The 21,307-nt window shown below is 36.3% G+C and carries 19 protein-coding genes and 1 riboswitch; all 19 genes read right to left on the bottom strand.

Annotated elements, in window-relative coordinates; translation table 11 throughout:
• Window positions 1–94: 94 nt before the first annotated feature.
• On the bottom strand, window positions 95–1,180 hold the full coding sequence (locus DPQ31_RS19860; RefSeq protein ID WP_000725766.1) for a BMP family lipoprotein: 1,086 nt from the start codon (window positions 1,178–1,180) through the stop codon (window positions 95–97).
• Between the two features lie 90 nt (window positions 1,181–1,270).
• Window positions 1,271–1,996 (bottom strand): GntR family transcriptional regulator, encoded by a 726-nt coding sequence (locus DPQ31_RS19855; protein WP_000114182.1) that lies wholly within the window; start codon window positions 1,994–1,996, stop codon window positions 1,271–1,273.
• A 233-nt stretch (window positions 1,997–2,229) separates the two neighbouring features.
• Window positions 2,230–2,331, bottom strand: a riboswitch (purine riboswitch).
• 204 nt (window positions 2,332–2,535) lie between these two features.
• Window positions 2,536–4,920: a DNA translocase FtsK gene (locus DPQ31_RS19850; protein ID WP_199632589.1), complete on the bottom strand. Its 2,385-nt coding sequence runs from the start codon at window positions 4,918–4,920 to the stop codon at window positions 2,536–2,538.
• A gap of 218 nt (window positions 4,921–5,138) precedes the next feature.
• Window positions 5,139–5,342 carry a YlzJ-like family protein gene (locus DPQ31_RS19845; protein WP_000605018.1) on the bottom strand — a complete coding sequence of 68 codons (204 nt, stop codon included), beginning with the start codon at window positions 5,340–5,342 and terminating at the stop codon, window positions 5,139–5,141.
• Window positions 5,339–6,100 carry a ClpP family protease gene (locus tag DPQ31_RS19840; protein WP_208730912.1) on the bottom strand — a complete coding sequence of 254 codons (762 nt, stop codon included), beginning with the start codon at window positions 6,098–6,100 and terminating at the stop codon, window positions 5,339–5,341. The genes DPQ31_RS19845 and DPQ31_RS19840 overlap by 4 nt, the downstream gene beginning before the upstream one ends.
• A 103-nt stretch (window positions 6,101–6,203) precedes the next feature.
• Window positions 6,204–7,874 (bottom strand): ribonuclease J, encoded by a 1,671-nt coding sequence (locus DPQ31_RS19835; protein WP_000823093.1) that lies wholly within the window; start codon window positions 7,872–7,874, stop codon window positions 6,204–6,206.
• Between the two features lie 603 nt (window positions 7,875–8,477).
• Window positions 8,478–9,356, bottom strand: a complete 879-nt coding sequence (dapA, locus tag DPQ31_RS19830; protein ID WP_208730911.1) for a 4-hydroxy-tetrahydrodipicolinate synthase — start codon at window positions 9,354–9,356, stop codon at window positions 8,478–8,480.
• Between the two features lie 11 nt (window positions 9,357–9,367).
• The gene (gene dapG / locus DPQ31_RS19825) at window positions 9,368–10,600 is read right to left on the bottom strand and encodes an aspartate kinase (RefSeq protein WP_000692465.1); all 1,233 of its coding nucleotides are present in this window, start codon (window positions 10,598–10,600) and stop codon (window positions 9,368–9,370) included.
• 23 nt (window positions 10,601–10,623) lie between these two features.
• Window positions 10,624–11,670 carry an aspartate-semialdehyde dehydrogenase gene (asd, locus tag DPQ31_RS19820; protein ID WP_000414844.1) on the bottom strand — a complete coding sequence of 349 codons (1,047 nt, stop codon included), beginning with the start codon at window positions 11,668–11,670 and terminating at the stop codon, window positions 10,624–10,626.
• A 150-nt stretch (window positions 11,671–11,820) separates the two neighbouring features.
• Window positions 11,821–12,420 carry a dipicolinate synthase subunit B gene (gene dpaB / locus DPQ31_RS19815; protein ID WP_001049477.1) on the bottom strand — a complete coding sequence of 200 codons (600 nt, stop codon included), beginning with the start codon at window positions 12,418–12,420 and terminating at the stop codon, window positions 11,821–11,823.
• Window positions 12,417–13,319, bottom strand: coding sequence for a dipicolinic acid synthetase subunit A (dpaA, locus tag DPQ31_RS19810; RefSeq protein WP_000954741.1), 903 nt, complete (start codon window positions 13,317–13,319; stop codon window positions 12,417–12,419). Before dpaA ends, dpaB begins: the two co-directional genes overlap by 4 nt.
• A gap of 167 nt (window positions 13,320–13,486) precedes the next feature.
• On the bottom strand, window positions 13,487–13,738 hold the full coding sequence (locus DPQ31_RS19805) for a YlmC/YmxH family sporulation protein (protein ID WP_097956968.1): 252 nt from the start codon (window positions 13,736–13,738) through the stop codon (window positions 13,487–13,489).
• A gap of 129 nt (window positions 13,739–13,867) precedes the next feature.
• A complete protein-coding gene (locus DPQ31_RS19800) occupies window positions 13,868–15,109 on the bottom strand; it encodes a M16 family metallopeptidase (RefSeq protein ID WP_097956967.1) in 1,242 nt (413 codons plus the stop codon).
• A gap of 86 nt (window positions 15,110–15,195) precedes the next feature.
• Window positions 15,196–16,095, bottom strand: a complete 900-nt coding sequence (locus tag DPQ31_RS19795; RefSeq protein WP_000868234.1) for a polysaccharide deacetylase family protein — start codon at window positions 16,093–16,095, stop codon at window positions 15,196–15,198.
• A gap of 151 nt (window positions 16,096–16,246) precedes the next feature.
• Window positions 16,247–18,385 (bottom strand): polyribonucleotide nucleotidyltransferase, encoded by a 2,139-nt coding sequence (gene pnp, locus DPQ31_RS19790; protein WP_000076735.1) that lies wholly within the window; start codon window positions 18,383–18,385, stop codon window positions 16,247–16,249.
• Between the two features lie 160 nt (window positions 18,386–18,545).
• Window positions 18,546–18,815 carry a 30S ribosomal protein S15 gene (rpsO, locus tag DPQ31_RS19785; protein WP_001229392.1) on the bottom strand — a complete coding sequence of 90 codons (270 nt, stop codon included), beginning with the start codon at window positions 18,813–18,815 and terminating at the stop codon, window positions 18,546–18,548.
• Between the two features lie 100 nt (window positions 18,816–18,915).
• Window positions 18,916–19,887: a bifunctional riboflavin kinase/FAD synthetase gene (ribF, locus tag DPQ31_RS19780; RefSeq protein ID WP_208730910.1), complete on the bottom strand. Its 972-nt coding sequence runs from the start codon at window positions 19,885–19,887 to the stop codon at window positions 18,916–18,918.
• A 43-nt stretch (window positions 19,888–19,930) separates the two neighbouring features.
• Entirely contained in the window at window positions 19,931–20,854 is a 924-nt protein-coding gene (truB, locus tag DPQ31_RS19775) for a tRNA pseudouridine(55) synthase TruB (RefSeq protein WP_097956965.1), read from the bottom strand.
• A gap of 85 nt (window positions 20,855–20,939) precedes the next feature.
• Window positions 20,940–21,296: a 30S ribosome-binding factor RbfA gene (gene rbfA / locus DPQ31_RS19770; RefSeq protein ID WP_000776439.1), complete on the bottom strand. Its 357-nt coding sequence runs from the start codon at window positions 21,294–21,296 to the stop codon at window positions 20,940–20,942.
• Window positions 21,297–21,307: the final 11 nt, after the last annotated feature.

The following is a 21,307-nucleotide window of genomic DNA, read 5'->3' as shown; positions in this document are numbered from 1 at the left end:
CATTCCCCTATTACACTATTAACTTATTAAGCAATTCGGAAGCTTTATACATACAAAGGTTAGTTCTATGAACTAACCTTTGCTATTTCTCTATTTATTTTTTTAGAGAAGCTTCATATTCTTTATACTCTTTATCTGTAGCTGGTACTTTAATTGCACCATCTGTAATTTTCTTTTCAAACTCTTCTACTTTTGTTAAAATTTCAGGGTTAACTTTTTTCACGTTGTCAGTTGTTTTTGCAATACCAACGCCGTCATCTTTTAAGCCAAACGCTTCTATTTTACCGCCTTTTAATTTACCGTCTTTCGCTTCTTGTGCTACTTTTTCAACAGCGATATCTACACGTTTTACCATTGAAGTTAATGTTACGTTTTCAGGCATACCTTCTTGGTTTTGGTCACGGTCAACACCGATTACCCAAACGTTTTCACCTTTTTTCTTACGGTTTTTCGCTTCAGTGAATACACCATTACCTGTACCACCAGCAGCATGATAAATTACATCTACGCCTTGACCATACATTGCTGAAGCAAGTACTGTACCTTTTTCAGGTTTATCAAATGCTTCTGCATATTCAGATACGATTTCAATATTTGGATTTACTGCCTTTGCACCAGCTTTAAATCCATTTTCGAATTTACTAATTAAATCACTCTTCATTCCACCAACAAATCCTACTTTATTCGATTTCGTTGACATAGCTGCTACCGCACCTACAAGGAATGAGCCTTCATGATCTTTAAATGTAATGCTTGTTACGTTTGGTGCATCTACAACAGTATCAACGATTGCGAATTGTTGTTTTGGAGATTCTTTTGCTACTTCTTTAATTGCACCTTCTAATTTATAACCAATTCCGAAAGATAAATCATACTTATCTTTTGAAAATTTCTTTAAGTTCGGAATATAATCTGCTTCTTTTTCAGACTGTAGGTAACGATAATTTGTCTTTTCCTTTAAATCGTTATCTTTACCAAACTTTTTTAGCCCTTCCCAAGAAGATTGGTTGAATGATTTATCATCAACGCCTCCAACATCTGTTACCATACCGACTTTGAAATCTTTATTGTCTTTACTGTCTTTCTTGTCACTGCTCGCTTTATCCGAGTTACCACATGCACCTAAAACTGTACTTGCTGCTAATGTTAATGATAATAAAAGACCTGCTTTTTTCTTCATACTAGAAACCCCTCCTAAAATGATATATATATTTCTTCTTACGCTGCTGTCCCTTACTTCTTGCTGTCACCTCCCTAAAAAGGAACTTACTTACATACGTTTTCTTAATACGTGGAAGCTAAACTTATCAGCTCTAAAGTAATTAATAGAATATAAGATTGGCTCATCATTTTGATCATAGTGCATTTGTTTTAATACAAGCAGTGCTGTTTCAGGCTCACATTCTAAAATCGGTGAGATTTTCGGATGGTAACCAATCGGCTCAATATGAGCAACCGCATACGTTATGCGCTTATGCGTGTTATTATGTATCACTGTAAGTAATGATTCTTCATTGTAGCCCGATAAATCCGGCAATATTTCTTTTGCAAGTTTATCAATGCAATATACAACAGGTTCCCCATCCGCTGTACGCACACGCTCAATCATCACTGCATTAAAACCATCTTCACTATTAAACTTCTCTTTTTCTTCTTCGGTTAAAGTTGTTGTAGATGATGATAAAAAGATTGTTCCTGGTGTTTTCCCCACACTAGAAATCATATCTGTAATACTAGAAAGTTGTTCTATTCCAGAAGAAAATAATGGCTTTGCATTTACAAACGTCCCTACACCATGTCTACGAATGACAACATTTTCTTCTTCTAAAATACGCAATGCTTCCCTTAAAGTAGCTCTACTTACGCCAAGTTCTTTCGCTAAATCAAACTCTGATGGCAGCTTTTGTCTTTCTTTGTAAGCCCCATCTTTAATTTTTTCTTTGATGTGATCAATCACCCGTAAATATAGGTGACGACTATCGGATTTTACTGACATAAGACTCCCCCGCATTTCAATTATTCGACCTCTGATGTAAGACTTCTTTTCTCTTTTTTCAACTTACAACATAGTAAACATGACTAATCACTAAAAATAAACACAATTGTCGAATAAATATTAATAATTTTTTTAGATAAAATTTTCACTCTTTACTGCATAAAAAAAACTTTGCACCATAAACATTCCTCTTTTCGAGAAAAAGTTCGGCACAAAGATCCCTTACATCCTTTGTTACACACTTTTCCCCTCATAGTCTAGCAATTCATGGTTGCCAGGTAGAAACTTATGGACCTTATCTCCAAGATTATATGAGGCAGTGATTCTTTTCGAAGTAATCTTACCACTTGCTCTCATACGTGTCAACAAAATTTAACATTTTTCTACAATGAATATCGAACATTTATAAAAAGGCACACTCATAGCATTCGTATTCTAAAGAATCGACTTGAATGTAAGCCCTTTCTTTCTTGTTGAATATAGTATATAACAAAAACAGTATATAAAAAAGCCTAATTGCAAAAACAATTAGGCTTTTTTTAAGAACTTTTTTCTTGTACATCATTAATGAGCACTTCTCTCGGTTTACTACCCTCATATGGACCTACTACACCGTTCATTTCCATTGCATCAATTAGACGAGCAGCTCGCGTATAACCTACTCTAAATCTACGTTGCAACATAGAAACAGACGCTGTTTGCATTTCCACTATGAGCTGAACTGCTTCATCGTATAATTCATCTTCAACTTGCTGCTTTGTCTCAGGGACATCTTGTGGAATCATATCCTCTTGATATTGTGCTTTTTGCTGCCCAATAACATATTCTACAACTCTCTCAACTTCATCATCTGATAAAAATGCACCTTGTACACGAACAGGCTTTGATGCACCAATTGGTATAAATAGCATATCTCCACGACCTAGCAGCTTCTCTGCGCCACCACCATCAAGAATTGTACGAGAATCCGTTTGAGAAGATACAGCGAATGCAATACGTGATGGAATATTCGCTTTAATAACACCTGTAATAACGTCAACCGATGGGCGCTGCGTTGCAATAATTAAATGAATACCAGCCGCACGAGCCATTTGTGCCAAGCGCATTATCGCATCCTCTACATCCGACGAAGCAACCATCATTAAATCTGCTAACTCATCCACAATTACTACAATATACGGTAATTCAGGTTGTTTCGCTTCCGATTGATTATTATGCGCTTTAATATAATCGTTATACCCTTCAATATTCCGCGTACCACTATGAGCAAACAACTCATAACGGCGTTCCATCTCACTTACAACCTTTTTCAAAGCTTGCGATGCTTTTTTCGGATCAGTTACAACTGGTGTTAATAAATGGGGCACACCATTATATACATTTAACTCTACCATTTTCGGATCGATCATCATTAATTTTACTTCATGCGGTTTTGCACGCATTAAAATACTAACTATAATCCCGTTAATACACACACTTTTCCCACTACCTGTCGCACCGGCTACTAGTAAATGGGGCATTTTATTTAAACGGGCCAATACAGCTTCACCTGTAATATCTCGTCCAAGACCAATTAACAACTTCTCTTCTGGATGATTATTAGCCTTAGAGTCCAGCACTTCCCTAAGTGTTACCATAGAAACTTCTGAGTTCGGAACTTCAATCCCTACAGCTGATTTCCCGGGAATAGGCGCTTCAATACGAATGTCTTTCGCAGCTAAAGCAAGCGCTAAATCATCACTTAAACTAACAATTTTACTTACCTTTACTCCCATATCAGGATACACTTCATACTTCGTAACTGCAGGACCTCTGTGTACTTTTGTCACTTTCGCTTTCACACCAAAACTTTGGAATGTACGTTCCAATTTACGAGCATTTTCATAAATTTCCGCATTTTCATTTGTAACTTGCTTATTTTTTGGGAACTTTAATATATCAAGCGAAGGAAGCTTATAATCTTTATTTTCAACATTTGAAAATTGCATCGGTGGGGCACTTGTTTCCGCCTCTAAAGATTCCACAATTTTTTCTCCACGCTTTTTCTTAGGCTCTTCAATAGGTGGAGCTTCTTCAATAAACGGTGAAGTAATTGGATCTGTTACATGTTCTTCTTCCATCCGTTTATCCTCTTCTTCATTTACAGGATAATTCTCAGTGAAATTTGAAATAATGGGGGGATCAATTTGCATCTCTTCCATCGGCTCAATCACTTCTTCTTGCTCCACAGCACGTGCGTGTCTTGAACTTCTTGTTGTTTTTTTCTTTTCTGTTTGTTCAGCAATCCTTTTTGATCGCCAATCTTTATAATCCCCTTGCATAACTTGAAATTGACTTCTAAGAATTCTACCCACCGGGGCAAGAACTTCTCCAATATGCTTATTTGTTATACAAAGTATTCCAAGAATAACTAAAATAATTCCAATGATATAGGCTCCTACTTCATCAAATAAGAAGTAACATGTTGCGAACATGAGCGCACCAAACATCCCACCGCCTAAGTGAACGCTATCTGGCCCTTTTTTCATTTCAAGAAAGAAGTTATCTTTCGTACTCACAATAACAGAAGTATTTTGCACTGCTCCATCTTTCGTAAGAAGGTTAAATAATGTAATATGACTGAACATTAATATCGCCAATACAATTAAATAAAAACCGATTAACCGTTTATTTAAAAGGTTCGGCCATCCACGTTTTATAACAAACGAAACCGATAAAGCTATTACACCTAACACACCAATTATGTACCACTCACCAAAGAAGAAGCGAAAAAATAACACAAACGATTTCCCTACAACGCCTAGCTGTAAAATCGTAATGATTGAAAGTGCAAAAAGAGCCAAACCGACGATTTCATAATATAGAGTTGGCTTTATCGTACGTCTTGCCTTTGCCTTCGTCCCTCTTTGCTTTTGTTTTGCCATTTCTTCACCTCGTGTTCTACATATAAATAAGGACAACCTCTAAAAAAACTCTACTTATATGTCTGTTTTCTCTATTCTTTCAGGTCTTTATCTCTTCTATTTTTACACTTCTTGTAAAATGTTAAATAAACAGAAGAAAGCAGCCCCCTACTCATGGCTGCTCAACCGTCTTGTTTTTTATATTATACCATAGCTTCTGAACAAAATCCTTCTTTTTGCTAAAAGGTTATTTTCTGACCAGGCTCATACTCTAAGTAGTGAAATGGATTCGTACTTAACACACGCACAATAGAATAACACCCATGTTCTTCTTCAGAAACCATTAATTCAACACCATGTATATTTACAACTTTTTGACTTTCACATTGCGAATAATCGGCAGGGTATACAAGTTGCTCTGGCATAATTGTATATAGAATCATTGTAGCATCGTTCCTTCTGCATTATCATCTGCGCGAGCCTCTATTAATTCGTTTAGTTTTTGAAGTGCACTCCCAATGCCACCCACATCATCAATAAGACCATACTTCACTGCATCTCCACCAATTACATTCGTCCCAATATCTCGGGTCAAATTCCCTTTCGCAAACATAAGTTCTTTAAAACGATCTTCCGTTACTTTCGAATGTTTCGTCACAAATCGAATGACTCTTTCTTGCATTTTATCCAAATACTCAAATGTTTGCGGCACACCTATAACAAGACCGGTTAAACGAATTGGGTGAATCGTCATCGTCGCTGTTTCTGCAATAAATGAATAATCAGTCGAAACTGCAATTGGTACACCAATCGAATGCCCTCCGCCTAAAACAAGAGATACCGTCGGTTTCGAAAGCGAAGCTACCATCTCAGAAATTGCTAGCCCTGCTTCAACGTCTCCTCCAACTGTGTTTAATATTAAAAGCAAACCTTCAATTTTCGGATTTTGCTCAATCGCGACAATTTGCGGGATAATGTGCTCATATTTTGTTGTTTTATTTTGCGGTGGCAACTGAACATGACCTTCCACCTGTCCAATGATTGTTAAACAATGAATACGTGATTCATTCATTTGCGGCACATTCGTTTGTCCAAGCTGTTGAATTTTCTCCACTATTGAAGCTTCTTTCGGAGCTTCTTTCGGAACTTCTTTCGGCCCAGCTTCTTTTTCTTCATTTGTATAACGATCACGTTCTGTCATATCGCATCCCCTTTCACTCGTATATAACTATTATTTCTTAAGTTATAAATTTCATTCGATAGGGTTTAAAAAGAAAAAAGATCACCCGTAAAGGTGATCTTTTTTACACTTCCATAATAATCGGTAAAATCATAGGTTTTCTCTTTGTCTCTTCGTACAAGAACTGCCCTAATAATTCACGAATATTTTGTTTTAACATAGACCATTCAATTGAATATTCTTTAATTGATTGCTCAACAATCATGCGTACAATCTCTGTAGATCGCTCAATTAATGCTTCTGATTCACGAACATATACAAAACCACGTGAAATGATTTCTGGACCAGAGATAATTTTCTTTTCATCTTTACCAAGTGTTACAACAACTACTAATATTCCATCTTGAGATAACATCTTTCTATCTCGAAGAACGATATTACCAACGTCACCTACACCTAATCCATCAATTAAGACATTACCAGCTTGCACTTTACCAACTAAGTTTGCTTCATTATCACCAAAAGCAATTACATCGCCTTTTTCTACGATAAAAATATTTTCTCTTGTAATACCTACATCTTCAGCTAAATATGCATGTGCTTTTTGCATACGAAACTCACCATGTACGGGTACAAAATACTTAGGTTTCATTAAATTTAACATTAGTTTTAATTCTTCTTGACTACCATGACCTGAAACGTGAACTTTTCTTTCACCGTAATAAATAACTTCAGCTCCAGCTCTAAATAACAAATCAATAATTTTCGATACAGATATTTCATTCCCCGGAATTGGAGAAGCTGCAATAATAACAGTATCACCTTTACGAATTGAAATTTGTTTATGAGCTTGCTTCGCCATTCTAGAAAGTGCTGCCATCGGTTCCCCTTGACTACCTGTCGTTAAAATAGCTACCTTTTTCTCTGGGAAGTTGTCTACTTCTTGTAATGAAATAACCATACCTTCTGGAACATCTAAATAACCAAGACGTCTTGCAATGTCTACTACTTTCACCATACTACGTCCTACTACCGCTACTTTTCTTCCTGTTTCGGCAGCCGCGTCAAATACTTGTTGAATACGATGTACGTTCGATGCAAATGAAGCAACGATAATACGACCTTCTGCACCGTAGAACACTTTAGAAATTTCTACACCAACTTCTTTTTCCGAACCTGTATAGCCTGGACGCTCAGCGTTTGTACTATCAGATAATAAGCAAAGTACGCCTTCATTTCCGATTTGTGCCATTTTCCCAAGATCTGCTCCATTATTTCCAATTGGAGTTTGATCAAATTTAAAGTCTCCTGTATACACTACAGCACCTTTTGATGTATGGAAACAAACACCAACAGAATCCGGAATACTATGTGTCGTTCCAAAGAATGACACTGTTGTAGTATTAAACTCTACTGTTGAATTTGAATCGATTGTTTTTAAGTCCACACGGCCTAACATGCCCGCTTCACCAAGTTTTTCTTGTATAAGTCCTACCGTTAATTTCGTTGCATACACTGGAATAGATAATTTACGAAGTACATAAACAATTCCACCAATATGATCTTCATGACCGTGAGTAATAAATAAACCTTTTACTCGCTCTTGATTTTCCACTAAGTATGTAATATCAGGAATAACGATATCAATCCCAAACATTTCATCTCCTGGGAACATTAATCCTGCATCTACAATAAAGATTTCAGAATCAATTTCAACACAGTACATGTTTTTCCCGATTTCACCTACTCCACCAAGAGCAAATACTTTAACAGACTCATTCTCTTTTCTCTTCATGTTGTTGCCTGGTTTAAAAATCTTGCAAACACTGATTTCACTAAAATTGTAGAGACACCAGGGGAAACTCTACAACCACCATATATTCACCGTCCAAGACGAATGTCCTTACCGTTATGCGATATCATGTCCTTGTATATTTTTTAAACCAGGTTTCACCTCTCTTTCATTATATAAATCAAATATCTTATTCGATATGATATGAAAATTTAATTAAATTATAATTTCTTCCAATTTTGCTAAGCATACCCGTACTAAGCTACTTAGCCATATTATACCTGATACAAGAAATAGAACACAAGTTAAATTATATGAAAGACTATATAAGAAGCTAAATTGAGGTTGTAATTTGCGAGGTTTTTTTCCACATACTACCTATTATTTTTTCTACTTATATAAGATATTAATGGAAAAATATACATGTGTGTTCTGTATATAAACATAAAACGCTATTCACTAAAAACACATGCTCTCTATAATCAATTTCTAACCAATATTATGCCGTCCCCTTCTTATTACACCTCGTTAACTATGCTATTTTTACCACTCACGTATATTTAATCTAAATAAAAATGACCTAGTTTCACACTAGGTCATTTCTTATTAACGAGGAATAGATTGCATTACAGATTGTAACGTTACTCTTTCTTCTTCTGTTAATGGAAGAAGCGGTAAACGTACAGAACCTACATCTAATCCAACCATTTGTAACGCTGTTTTTACTGGCGTTGGGCTTGGCGCCATAAATAATGAATCCGTTACTCTTACAAGTAATTGATGTAATTTTTGCGCCTTCTTAAACTCTCCCGCTTGGAATGCTGTAATCATTTCTTGCATTTCATTTCCGATAACATGAGATGCTACTGAAACGATACCTTTCGCTCCAACCGCCATAGCCGGTAACGTTAAACCGTCATCACCGCTGTATACTGCAAAGTCGTCCGCTGTTTTTTCAATGATTGCTGTCATTGTTAGTACATCGCCGCCTGCATCTTTAATCGCAACAATGTTTTCTATTTCTGATAAACGAACAACTGTATCAACGGAGATTTGTACAATAGATCGTCCTGGAACGTTATATAGCATAACCGGAAGTGGCGTGCTTTCAGCAATCGTTTTAAAGTGCTGATACATTCCTTCTTGACTCGGTTTGTTATAATACGGCGCTACTAGCATAACTGCATCAACACCAACTTCTGTTGCCTTTTTAGTTAAGTCAACAGAGGCATGTGTATTATTGCTACCTGTTCCAGCGATTACGGGCACCCTTTTATCGACAACAGATACGACATGGCGATATAACGCTACTTTTTCTTCTGAAGTTAATGTAGGAGATTCACCTGTCGTTCCTCCTACCACGATTGCTGTTGTACCGTTATCAATTAAATAATTTACCAATTTCGTTGTCTTTGCAAAATCGATATTCTCATTTATATCAAACGGTGTTACCATCGCAGTTGCAATTGTCCCAAAATCTATCATGGTCTCACTCCTTATTGTTCCAGTTGCTTTTCTTTTGAAAGCTCAAACGCACTATGTAATGCATTTACAGCCTCCACTAAATCAGTTTCTTTTACAAGAACCCAAATTGTCGTATGACTATCTGCCGATTGCAGAATTTGAATACCTTTTTCTGCTAAAGCTGTAACGATTTTCGCAGTAACCCCTGGGATTCCTGCCATTCCAGCTCCAACGATAGATACTTTGGCACAATGCTCTGTCACAATTGGCTCATATCCAAGTTGTTTCAACACTTCGACAGCACGAGCTGATACATTATCATTTACTGTGTAAGCTACACCAGTAGGAGAAATGTTAATTAAATCAACACTAATGCCTTCGTTTGCCATTTCTTTAAATACATGTTGTTGCAAATCATATGCCGTTTCTTTTGCAAGTACTTTAATTTGCGTTACGTTTGATACGTGGGCAATACCTGTAACAGGACGTTCTTCTACATCCTGCCCTTTTGTAGCACCATCGTATGCTGCAATAAGCGTACCTTCGCTATCAGAATACGTAGAACGTACACGAAGCGGTACTTTTGCATGCATCGCAATTTCAACCGCACGTGGATGAACGACTTTTGCACCTTGGTAAGCCATATTACAAATTTCGTTATACGTTACCGTTTGAAGATGACGTGCATCTTTTACAATACGAGGATCCGCAGTCATAACACCTTCTACATCTGTGAAGATATCAATAAATTCAGCATGAAGCGCAACACCTAATGCTGAAGCTGAAGTATCGCTACCTCCGCGTCCAAGTGTTGTCGTATCACCTTTTTTCGTTTGCCCTTGGAATCCTGTAACGACGATTACATCTAGATTTTCTAATTCTTCATGTATACGATCGCAATTCATTTCAACGATTTTTGCATTCGTAAAGTCATCATTTGTTACAAAACCAGCTTGTGCACCATTTAATGCCGCTGCTTTTATACCGTTCTCATTCAACATATTAGAGAAAACAATTGCAGAGATTAACTCTCCACATGATAATAATAAATCTTGCTCACGTTTAGAAATAGTAGATTCCTCTTGATTTACAAGACTTAATAACGTATCCGTTGCATACGGTTCACCTTTACGGCCCATAGCAGATACGACAGTAACTACTTTATATCCAGCAGCTAACGATTTTTTTATATGATGAAGCGCATGCTTACGTCCATTTTCATCACGTACTGATGTGCCACCAAATTTTTGAACAATTATTTTCATATTTTGCACCTTCTCTTAGCCGTTTACACTAATTGTAATTTTACTAAGCGCTCTGCAATTTGAACAGAATTCCATGCAGCGCCTTTTAATAAGTTATCAGATACGACCCAAAGATGGAATCCTTTATCGTTATTTAAATCTTTACGGATTCTTCCAACGAATACTTCGTTTTTACCTACTGCAGTAGCTGGCATTGGATATAACTGCTCTTCTGGATTATCTTGCAGAACAATACCTTCTGCATTTGCAAGTAAGCTCTTTAATTCTGCTACTGTTACGCCTTCTTTTTCTACTTCGATGTAAACAGACTCAGAATGCCCTGATACAACTGGTAAACGTACGCATGTTGCCGCTACTTCTAATTCAGGCATATGCATAATTTTTTTCGTTTCATTAATCATTTTCATTTCTTCAAATGTAAATCCATTATCTTGGAACTTATCAATCTGTGGAATCGCATTAAAAGCAATTTGGTAATGTTTTTTATCACCTGATACAGGTAAAACATTCGCCTTAGCTTCTTCGCCATTTAAGATTGCTTGTGATTGTTCATGAAGTTCTTCAATCGCTGCCGCACCAGCACCTGATACAGCTTGATATGTGGAAACGATTACTCGTTTTAAACCATATTGCTGACGAACTGGCTCAAGAGCTACTACCATTTGAATTGTAGAACAGTTTGGATTTGCAATAATACCATTATGTTCTTTTAAGTCGTTTTCATTTACTTCAGGTACAACAAGTGGCACGTTTTCTGTCATACGGAATGCACTTGTATTATCAACAACAATCGCACCGCGCTTTGCTGCTTCTGGCGCTAATTGTTTCGATACAGATCCACCAGCACTAAATAGTGCGATATCTACTCCTTCAAAACTTTCAGGAGTCGCCTCTTGAACTGTAAATTCTTCGCCTTTAAATACAAGTTTCTTACCTGCAGATCGTTTAGATGAAAGTAACGTTAATTTCCCGATTGGAAATTCTCGTTTCTCTAAAGTATTTAACATTTGTTCACCAACTGCGCCGGTTGCTCCAACTACAGCGACATGAAAAGTTTTTTGCTTTTCCATCACTATGCCCCTTTCTAGATACCAATCCTTCTATAACTTAGAATTAGAAGGAGTATACAATACCCCTTCTAATCTTAATAACGTTAATTTTATCATATTCTACAGTAAGAATGATGGTTTCATCAAAAATTGTCCGTTTTTTTTCGTTTTTTAATTCATATATCTGAATTTTTCTACGACAACCGGTTGCAATTGTTTTCCTTGTAGCGCTTCTAATACTGTATCTTCCAGTAGCTCCATACGAGCTACCATTGAGTTCGGTTTTTTCTCTGGTGCGTCTTGGCCGAATGGGACGAAGTAGATGTTTTTTGTGGCCATTAGGCGCATGAGATTTACCCCGTTTAATCCTAAAGCATCATTCGTCGAAACCGCCAATACGACAGGCTTACCATTTCTCAGCGTCGCTTTTGCTGCCATTAATACTGGAGAATCTGTCATTGCATTTGCAAATTTACTCATCGAATTTCCTGTTAGTGGTGCAATTACCATACAGTCTAATGGAATTTTAGGTCCTAGCGGTTCTGCGCCAACGATTGAATTAATTGCTTTAAATCCTGTTGTTTCTTCAATCTTTTTAATCCACTCTGCTCCCTCACCAAATCTCGTATTTGTTGATTGAACAGTGTAAGAAACAACGGGACGTACTTCTGCTCCCTCAGCAATTAATTTCTCTAAATGAGGCATCACTTCTTCATACGTACAATGTGAACCTGTAAAACCAAATCCAATTCTTTTCCCTTTTAAATTCATTCCCCATTCTCCTTTCTTGCTATTACGTCTTCTGCTAATAACTGAGAAAGAACGTTCGCTAAAATTTGTCCTGCTGTTTTCGGAGCAACAATCCCTGGCAATCCAGGTGCTAATAGCGCTTTAACTCCTCTTTTTTCTGCGTATCTAAAGTCGGTACCACCTGGTTTAGAAGCTAAATCAATTACTAACGTATGAGCTGGCATTTTTGAAATAACATTCGCTGTCACAACGAGATGTGGAATTGTGTTAATCACAATATCCATATTTCCTACTTCTTTCTCAATGTTTTGCATATGAAAAGGAGAAAACATCATCTCTGTAATACGTGCAATATGTTCCGATCGTCTTGCTCCAACTTTGACGTGGGCTCCTAATGATTGAAATGCTCTGGCAACACTCATCCCTGTTCTACCAAATCCTAAAACCATTACATTGGACCCATGAATTGTATAGTCGGTATGTTGAATTACCATCATTAATGTGCCTTCTACAGTCGGAATAGAATTGTAGATTGCCACATCATCACGATCAAATAATTTAACAAGTTTTCGGTTTGTAGTAGATACGAGATTTTCCAAGTAAGGCGTACCAATACCTGAATATATAGTAAAGTGTTCTGGTGTATTTTCAATTTGTTCTTTCGTTATAGAAACTTTTTCATTTGAAAAAATAGTATCTACTTCTCCTTTGGCATTTGTACCTGCAACTGGCAAAATGATTGCATCTACAGAAGTAAAATCTAAATTTTGTATACTTTCTTTTGCTGCCCCTGTGAAGCCATGATCCAACTGATCAAACCCTATCAATGAAAGTTTCGCATCCAATTCAACTAGTTTACGAATTACTTCTAGCTGCCTTGCATCTCCTCCTATGACAGCAATATGCATCTCAGTCAACATTCCCTAATTCACCTTCTTTTTCTGTCATTTATAAGAAAAGTGCCTACTTTTTCTTTTTCCTCCACATCATATGTAATGTACGAGTTTGAGGTGATTGAAAAACAAAAAGCACATATGATTTATCAGCTTTATATATACAAAAAAAAGACGGCCGAAATGGCCATCTTTCACTCCGAATTTGAATGTTCAGATATATCACAAAGTATCATGTCATGCCCCACTTTCTTAATATCTCTCCATTCCACCCTTACCTCTTGTTGTCCTTTTTTAAAACCTCCCCATTTTGTAACAGGTATGATAAGCGCTTGTATTTGTCCATCGCTCTCATTAATTTCTAAATCTAGATGCCCTAAAATCCCCATTTTTTCCGCTCTTTCTAAATCTACAATTTCTTTACCACTTAATTCACTTAATCGCATACACTCTCCCCCTACCGAATTTTCAATTTAAGTTATCCATTATTAGTACCTATTCTGTATGTCTAAAAAAAATAACCGTATCTCATTTAAAAGAGATACGGTTATTTTCGAGTACATCACAAAAATCAATTATAGTTTTATTCCTTTTGGAAGTTTTCCATCTGGACTAATAAGTGCAGCAGAGAATTCATCCGTAAACATATTGCGGATTAACTCATCTACATTTTGTTTTGTTACAGTGTTTACACTTTCAATAATCTCATCAAGTGAACGATGCTTACGAAGCAGCAATTCATTTTTACCGTTACGGCTCATACGACTATTCGTACTTTCTAAACTTAACATTAAGTTTCCTTTTAATTGCTCTTTACTATTCATAAGCTCTTTTTCTGTAATACCTGTATTTTTCAATGTTTCTAGTGTTTCTTGCATCGTTTCATACAGTGTATCTAATTGTTGGCTACCTGTTCCACCGTACAGTGTTAACATACCTGTATCTTCATAAGAAGAGTGGTAAGAAAATACCGAGTAAGCTAACCCACGTTGCTCACGTACTTCTTGGAATAAACGGCTACTCATACTACCGCCTAAAACGTTATTTAATACGATTAAGTTATAAATATCTTCGTGTCCCATTTGTAAGCCTTTATATCCTAAACATAAATGAGCTTGTTCTGTTTCTTTTTTACGTGCTACCTTATTAAAATGGAAAATTGGGCTATGTACTTGTTCACGGTTTGTTGTTCCTTCATAACTACCGAAATATTGCTCTACTGTTTGTAAAAATGCTTCATCAATATTTCCTGCAACTGAAACAACTACATTTTCAGGTGTATAATGATCTTTTATATATTGACGTAGTGTATCACCTGTAAACGTATCAAGCGTTTCTTCTGTTCCTAAAATAGGATATCCAAGCGGATGCGTTTCATATGTCGCTTTCGTTAACATATCATGCACAATATCATCTGGAGCGTCTTCGTACATTTTAATTTCTTCACATACGACATTCTTCTCTTTTTTCAGTTCTTCCTCATCAAATGTTGAATTAAAGAACATATCTGCTAAAACATCTAAAGCATATTTAGCATGCTCATCTAACACTTTTGCATAGTAACATGTATATTCTTTTGAAGTAAAAGCATTTACTTGCCCACCAATGCTATCAAATGATTCCGCAATTTCGCGCGCACTACGTGTTTCCGTCCCTTTAAAGAACATATGCTCTAAAAAGTGGGAAACCCCGTTATTTTTTTCATTTTCATTTCTTGATCCTGCATGGATCCAAATACCAATCGCAACCGATCTTACAGTTGGTATGTTCTCCATAACTATTCTTACACCATTTTTACAAGTATATTTTTTAATCAAAAACTTTCCTCCTACTACCAGTTTCTCTAAATTAACGCTATTATTTAATGATAACAAGTTTAAGGATGAATGTCATGCAAATGTATTTAATCCACACGTTTTTCATCCAGTAATTCTGTTATATTCCCCACTCTATATCCTTGTTCCTTCAATTTTGTAATCATTGTATCTAATGCTTCTGCTGTAGATGAAGTAGGGTGCATTAATACAATGGCACCTGAATGTATTTTTCTCATTACTCTCTGCAATAATACGTCTGGCTCTGGTCGCTTCCAATCAATTGTATCTACTGTCCACATAATCGTTCCCATTTGGAAATCATCTGCAATTTGTACGACTTCATCTCGAAAACTTCCACTAGGCGGGGCAAACCATCTTACTTTTTGATTCGTGGCTGCTTCTATCATTCGATTTGTTTTTTGTAACTGTTCTCGTATTTCATCAGACGATAATGTTTTCATATTAGGATGTGTGTAAGAGTGATTTCCAACTTCTTGATTTGCATCGACAATCATTTTTGCAAATCGTAAATTTTCTTTCACCCAACGTCCTTCCAAAAAGAAAGTTGCCTTCACATCATGTTTTTTCAATATCTCTAATATACGAGGCAAATACTCATTTCCCCATGCCACATTTATTGTTAATCCAACCATCTTTTTATTTGGATGTCCCCTATAAATTGGGGCTGGTGATAAATCTGCTAAATGGACACTCGGTGATACTTCCTTGAATTCAAGATGTTTTTGATCAAATTTCTTTAGCTTCTTCATATTGTTATAGGATGCTTCAATATCGACTTGTCTTCCATTATATCCAGGTGTTGCTTTCCATATCTTATCAATGATCGCATTTTGAGGTGCAATCTCATATTGTTTTGCATGTTTTTGAATTTCTTCATACAAGTTATCCTGTGCAAAAACGGAATAAGAGCCTAAACTGACATATAAAAAAAATACACATATGTATGCCAATATACGAACTTTCATATAAACCCTCCCATTAACTAAATAAAAAATATTTTTCTTCTTATCTTTGTTAATTTGAGCGTTATAATGAAAACTATACCTATACTGACATAAAAATATGTGTACATCATGTTTTTTACATAACAAAAAAGCCAGTTGAACTGGCTTTTACTTATTGCTGCTCTTGTTTGTTTTCTTCTTTAGCAGCTTCTTTTTCTTGCTCTTCTTTTAGCAATACTTTTCTAGATAGATTTACGCGACCTTGCTTGTCAATCTCGATAACTTTAACTGTAATTACATCACCGATTTTCACAACGTCTTCTACTTTACCTACACGCTCAAGTGCAAGTTCAGAAATGTGAACTAATCCATCTTTACCGCTGAATAATTCAACGAAAGCACCGAATTTCTCAACACGTTTCACTTTTCCTTCGTAGATTTCACCTACTTGTACTTCGCGAACGATATCTTCGATAATTTTCTTAGCTTTGTCATTCATTTCTTGATTTATTGAAGAAATAAATACTGTACCATCTTGCTCGATGTCAATTTTAACTCCAGTTTCTTCAATAATTTTATTAATTTGTTTACCGCTCGGTCCAATAACGTCACGGATTTTATCTGGGTTAATTGTCATTGTAATAATCTTTGGAGCGTAAGCTGATAATTCAGTACGTGGCTCTGCAATAACAGATAGCATATGATTTAGAATGTGCACACGACCAACTTTCGCTTGTTGTAATGCCTCTTCTAAAATTTCACGAGATAAACCATCGATTTTAATGTCCATTTGCAGTGCAGTTACACCTTGTGCTGTACCTGCTACTTTAAAGTCCATATCACCTAAATGATCTTCCATACCTTGAATATCAGATAAAATTGTGTAATGCTCACCAGATTTAACTAGGCCCATTGCAATACCAGCAACTGGAGCTTTAAGTGGAACACCAGCATCCATCATTGCTAAAGTACTACCACAAATACTTGCCTGTGAAGTAGAACCATTTGATTCTAACACTTCAGATACAAGACGTACTGTATATGGGAAATCTTTTTCAGATGGAATTACAGGCTCAAGAGCACGTTCTCCTAGTGCACCGTGACCAATTTCACGACGACCTGGTCCACGCATCGGTCTTGTTTCACCAACACTAAACGATGGGAAATTGTAATGGTGCATGAATCTTTTTGATTCTTCTACACCAAGACCATCTAAAATTTGCACATCGCCTAAAGCGCCTAATGTACAAATACTTAATGCTTGTGTTTGTCCACGTGTGAATAAACCAGAACCGTGTGTACGAGATAAAATACCAACCTCTGATGCTAAAGGACGAATTTCATCACCTTTACGGCCATCTGGGCGGATTTTTTCAACTGTAATAAGACGACGTACTTCTTCTTTTACAATTTTATATAAAATCTCATTTACTTGTCCTAATGTGTCAGCGTCAGCTTCCTCAGCTTCGTAATGCTCAATTACACGCTTTTTCACTACGTTGATTGCATCTTCACGTGCATGTTTCTCATGTACTTGAATTGCAGAATGCATATCCTTCTCAGCCATCTCACGTACAGCTTGGTTAAGATCAGCATCAACTTCATATAGTTTTATTTCTAATTTCGCTTTACCTACAGCTTGTACAATCTCTTCTTGGAATGCAATTAGACGTTTAATTTCGTCATGTCCAAACATAATTGCTTCTAACATTGTTTCCTCAGGTACTTGATCTGCTCCTGCTTCAACCATGTTAATTGCATCTTTTGTACCAGCTACAACAAGGTGAATATCACTTTGTTCTTGCTGTTCTACTGTTGGATTAATAACGAATTCGCCATTAATACGACCAACTGTTGCACCAGCGATTGGACCTTCAAATGGAATATCTGAAATTGATAACGCTAATGAAGAACCAAGCATAGCTGCCATTTCAGAAGAACAATCTTGATCAACACTCATTACAATGCTGACAACTTGTACTTCGTTACGGAAACCATCTGCGAAAAGCGGACGAATTGGACGGTCGATTAAACGACTTGCCAAAATTGCTTTTTCACTTGGACGACCTTCACGTTTAATAAAACCGCCTGGAATTTTTCCGACTGCATATAAACGCTCTTCATAGTTTACTGTAAGTGGGAAGAAATCTACATTTTTAGCCTCTTTTGATGCAGTTGCTGTAGATAGAACCGCTGTATCGCCATATCTTACTAATACTGCCCCGTTCGCTTGTTTTGCAAGCTGACCAGTTTCAACTGTTAGCTGGCGACCAGCTAAATCTATCGAGAAGACTTGCTTTTCTTGACTCATTTAAGTACCCCTCTCAATTTAAAGTATTCAATTCTTCTATGTAAATGGATAGTATATCACAATATTCTACCTCTAGTATTGCCGAAAATTAAGTAAGCTATAAAGCGTAGAAGATATATTTTTACCTAACAAAAAAGCGGGAATATTCCCGCTTCTTTGACTATCGACGTAAGCCAAGCTTTGTGATTAATTCACGGTAACGTGTGATATCGCTATTACGAAGGTAAGTTAGTAAGTTACGACGTTTACCAACCATCTTTAATAGACCACGACGTGAATGATGATCTTTCTTGTGAGTACGTAAGTGCTCGTTTAGAGTGTTAATTTGCTCCGTTAGGACAGCAATTTGAACCTCTGGAGAACCAGTATCAGTCTCATGAGTTCTAAATTGTGCAATGATTTCATTTTTACGTTCTTGTGTTAAAGCCATCCTATTTCACCTCCTATTAATTAAACCCCCAATTACCGAGCAAGCGTCGGTGAGTCGCAATGCCAAGCAATGGTTGTCATAAAGTACATAACATAGAATACTACTTTTCATTTGAAAAAGCAAGTATATTCTTTTCACTCGCAAAATATTCTTGTGCTGTTTTCTTATCTTTTGCGATTTGTTCAACTAGCTCATCAATACCATTGAATTTCTTCTCTTCTCTTATACGCATATGCCACTCAACTGTAACACTTTGATCATATATGTCTTTGGTGAATTCAAATAAGTGTACTTCAATAGATAATTGACGCTCATTTTCTTTAAAAGTTGGTTTATATCCAATATTACATACACCATCGTACCATTCATCGTGAACTTTTAATCTCACTGCATAAACACCTACAGGTGGCAATAAATACTCATCACTTAAACCTACATTAGCGGTTGGAAAACCAATTTGTCGTCCACGTTTATCGCCATGTACAACCGTTCCTCCCACTGTATAGGCTCTACCTAAAATAGATGGAATTTGTTCCATTTCACCATTTCGAATTAACTTTCGTAATGCTGTAGAACTTACCTTCTCTTCTTGAAATTCAACTTTTTCAATCACAGTTTGTGTAAACTCCCCTCTTGCATGAAATGGTAAAGTCTCCATCTTCCCTTTTCCTAAACGTCCATATGAATAATCAAACCCTGCTACTACATGCTTTACATTTAAACCAATAATATAATCATCTACAAATTGCTGTGGCAATAAACCTGCAAACGATTCATCAAATTTAATAACATATAATATATCGATTCCTAAGTTTTCGACTATTTTTTCTTTATCACGCATCGGTGTAATATACTCCACATGCGCTTCCTTTTTCCCTAAAATAACAGATGGATGGGGATGAAATGTCATAACTGCACTTTTATATCCGCGTTCATCCGCTATTTGTTTCGCAGTTCGAATCACACACTGATGCCCTAAATGAATGCCATCAAAAAATCCTAATGCCATTACAGTAGGTGGTAATTCTAATTTATTTTGTTCATGTGGATGAGTTAAATGAATAAGTTTCACGCTTGAATTCACCTTTTTCTGTAATAATCCTTCCAATAATTCATTATAGCTTTAGTTCTTGATTATTCACAAGTACTTTCATTGGCTTTAGCATACCAGGGTGTTTTGGATGATGCTCATAAATCGCTAAGCAACGGTCATTTTTATCAAATACTGTAATGAATGGTGCTGTTATTTCTAATTCATTCTTTAAGAACATACCATTTTTTATTTTTTCTGCTTGCTTTTCATCTACAACCATTTTTGGGAATTTACTTAATGCTTCATCAATTGAAATGAAGATAGACTCTACTGTTCCATTTTGCACGTTTTCTTCAATTTCTTCAAATGATATGCAATCTTCTAGTAAAAATTCACCAGATGCCGTTCTTACAAGATGGGACATGTGTGATGGAAAACCTAGTTTTTCACCAATCATTACTGCTAGCGTTCTTACATATGTCCCTTTACTACACGTTACACGGAAACGGAATGAAATGTTTTCCCCTTCAAACATTTCACGGTCATCAAGTAATACGAATTCATGAATTGTAATGGTACGAACTGGACGTTCAACTTCTTGTCCCGCTCTTGCATATTCATATAATTTTTTTCCGTTAACTTTTACAGCTGAAAACATTGGAGGCGTTTGTTCAATCGTACCTGTTAATGCTGCGAGAACTCCTTCTACTTCCTTACGAGTAATACTACGATCTACATTTGTCGTTTTAACAACTTCACCAGAAGCATCTTCAGTTGTTGTTGAAAATCCTAATGTTACTTCACCTTCATATGTTTTTGTTTCACTCGTTAAAAACTGTGCAATCTTCGTTGCTCGTCCAACACAAATCGGTAATACCCCTGTTACATCTGGATCTAATGTTCCCGTATGACCAATTCGTTTCTCACGTAATATCTTTCTTAATTTAAATACACAATCATGTGATGTCATGCCTTTTGGCTTATGTAATAATACTACACCTTCCATATATGTTCACCTCATCATAATTCTTTCATAATAATTATCCAAACTTATTTTTCATTGAAAAAATGGATAGACAAATGTCTATCCATTATTCTTCACGTTTACCGTCTTTATTAATTTCATGTAAAAGTGTATCAATTCGATGACCATATCCAATAGACTCATCAAATTCGAAAGAAATTTCCGGTGTTTTACGAAGACGAATACGTTGGCCGATTTCTGAACGAATGAAGCCTTTTGCCTTCGCTAAACCTTTTAATGTACTTTCTTTCTGTTCATCGTCACCTAAAACAGAAATATACACTTTAGCGATTTGTAAATCTCCACTCACTTGCACATCTGTTACTGTAACAAATCCGACACGTGGATCTTTAATTTTACGACTGATAATGTCGCCTAATTCTTTTTTCATTTGCTCGCCTACACGGTTTGCACGTAATTTCATAACTCTTCACC

This window comes from Bacillus sp. COPE52 (genome assembly GCF_003355115.1).
In the GTDB taxonomy this organism is placed as follows: Bacteria; Bacillota; Bacilli; order Bacillales; family Bacillaceae_G; genus Bacillus_A; species Bacillus_A toyonensis.
Note: the sequence above shows the minus strand (reverse complement) of the source record. Positions and strands in the feature narration are given on the sequence as shown.

Coding starts and splice junctions, on each gene's coding strand:
- DPQ31_RS19860 (WP_000725766.1), bottom strand. CDS start 1,180: ATGAAGAAAAAAGCAGGTCTTTTATTATCATTAACATTAGCAGCAAGT.
- DPQ31_RS19855 (WP_000114182.1), bottom strand. CDS start 1,996: ATGTCAGTAAAATCCGATAGTCGTCACCTATATTTACGGGTGATTGAT.
- DPQ31_RS19850 (WP_199632589.1), bottom strand. CDS start 4,920: ATGGCAAAACAAAAGCAAAGAGGGACGAAGGCAAAGGCAAGACGTACG.
- DPQ31_RS19845 (WP_000605018.1), bottom strand. CDS start 5,342: ATGATTCTATATACAATTATGCCAGAGCAACTTGTATACCCTGCCGAT.
- DPQ31_RS19840 (WP_208730912.1), bottom strand. CDS start 6,100: ATGACAGAACGTGATCGTTATACAAATGAAGAAAAAGAAGCTGGGCCG.
- DPQ31_RS19835 (WP_000823093.1), bottom strand. CDS start 7,874: ATGAAGAGAAAAGAGAATGAGTCTGTTAAAGTATTTGCTCTTGGTGGA.
- dapA (WP_208730911.1), bottom strand. CDS start 9,356: ATGATAGATTTTGGGACAATTGCAACTGCGATGGTAACACCGTTTGAT.
- dapG (WP_000692465.1), bottom strand. CDS start 10,600: ATGAAAATAATTGTTCAAAAATTTGGTGGCACATCAGTACGTGATGAA.
- asd (WP_000414844.1), bottom strand. CDS start 11,670: ATGGAAAAGCAAAAAACTTTTCATGTCGCTGTAGTTGGAGCAACCGGC.
- dpaB (WP_001049477.1), bottom strand. CDS start 12,420: ATGAATTTAAAAGGGAAAAGAATTGGATTTGGTTTTACAGGTTCACAT.
- dpaA (WP_000954741.1), bottom strand. CDS start 13,319: ATGTTGACTGAGATGCATATTGCTGTCATAGGAGGAGATGCAAGGCAG.
- DPQ31_RS19805 (WP_097956968.1), bottom strand. CDS start 13,738: ATGCGATTAAGTGAATTAAGTGGTAAAGAAATTGTAGATTTAGAAAGA.
- DPQ31_RS19795 (WP_000868234.1), bottom strand. CDS start 16,095: ATGAAAGTTCGTATATTGGCATACATATGTGTATTTTTTTTATATGTC.
- pnp (WP_000076735.1), bottom strand. CDS start 18,385: ATGAGTCAAGAAAAGCAAGTCTTCTCGATAGATTTAGCTGGTCGCCAG.
- rpsO (WP_001229392.1), bottom strand. CDS start 18,815: ATGGCTTTAACACAAGAACGTAAAAATGAAATCATTGCACAATTTAGA.
- truB (WP_097956965.1), bottom strand. CDS start 20,854: ATGGAAGGTGTAGTATTATTACATAAGCCAAAAGGCATGACATCACAT.
- rbfA (WP_000776439.1), bottom strand. CDS start 21,296: ATGAAATTACGTGCAAACCGTGTAGGCGAGCAAATGAAAAAAGAATTA.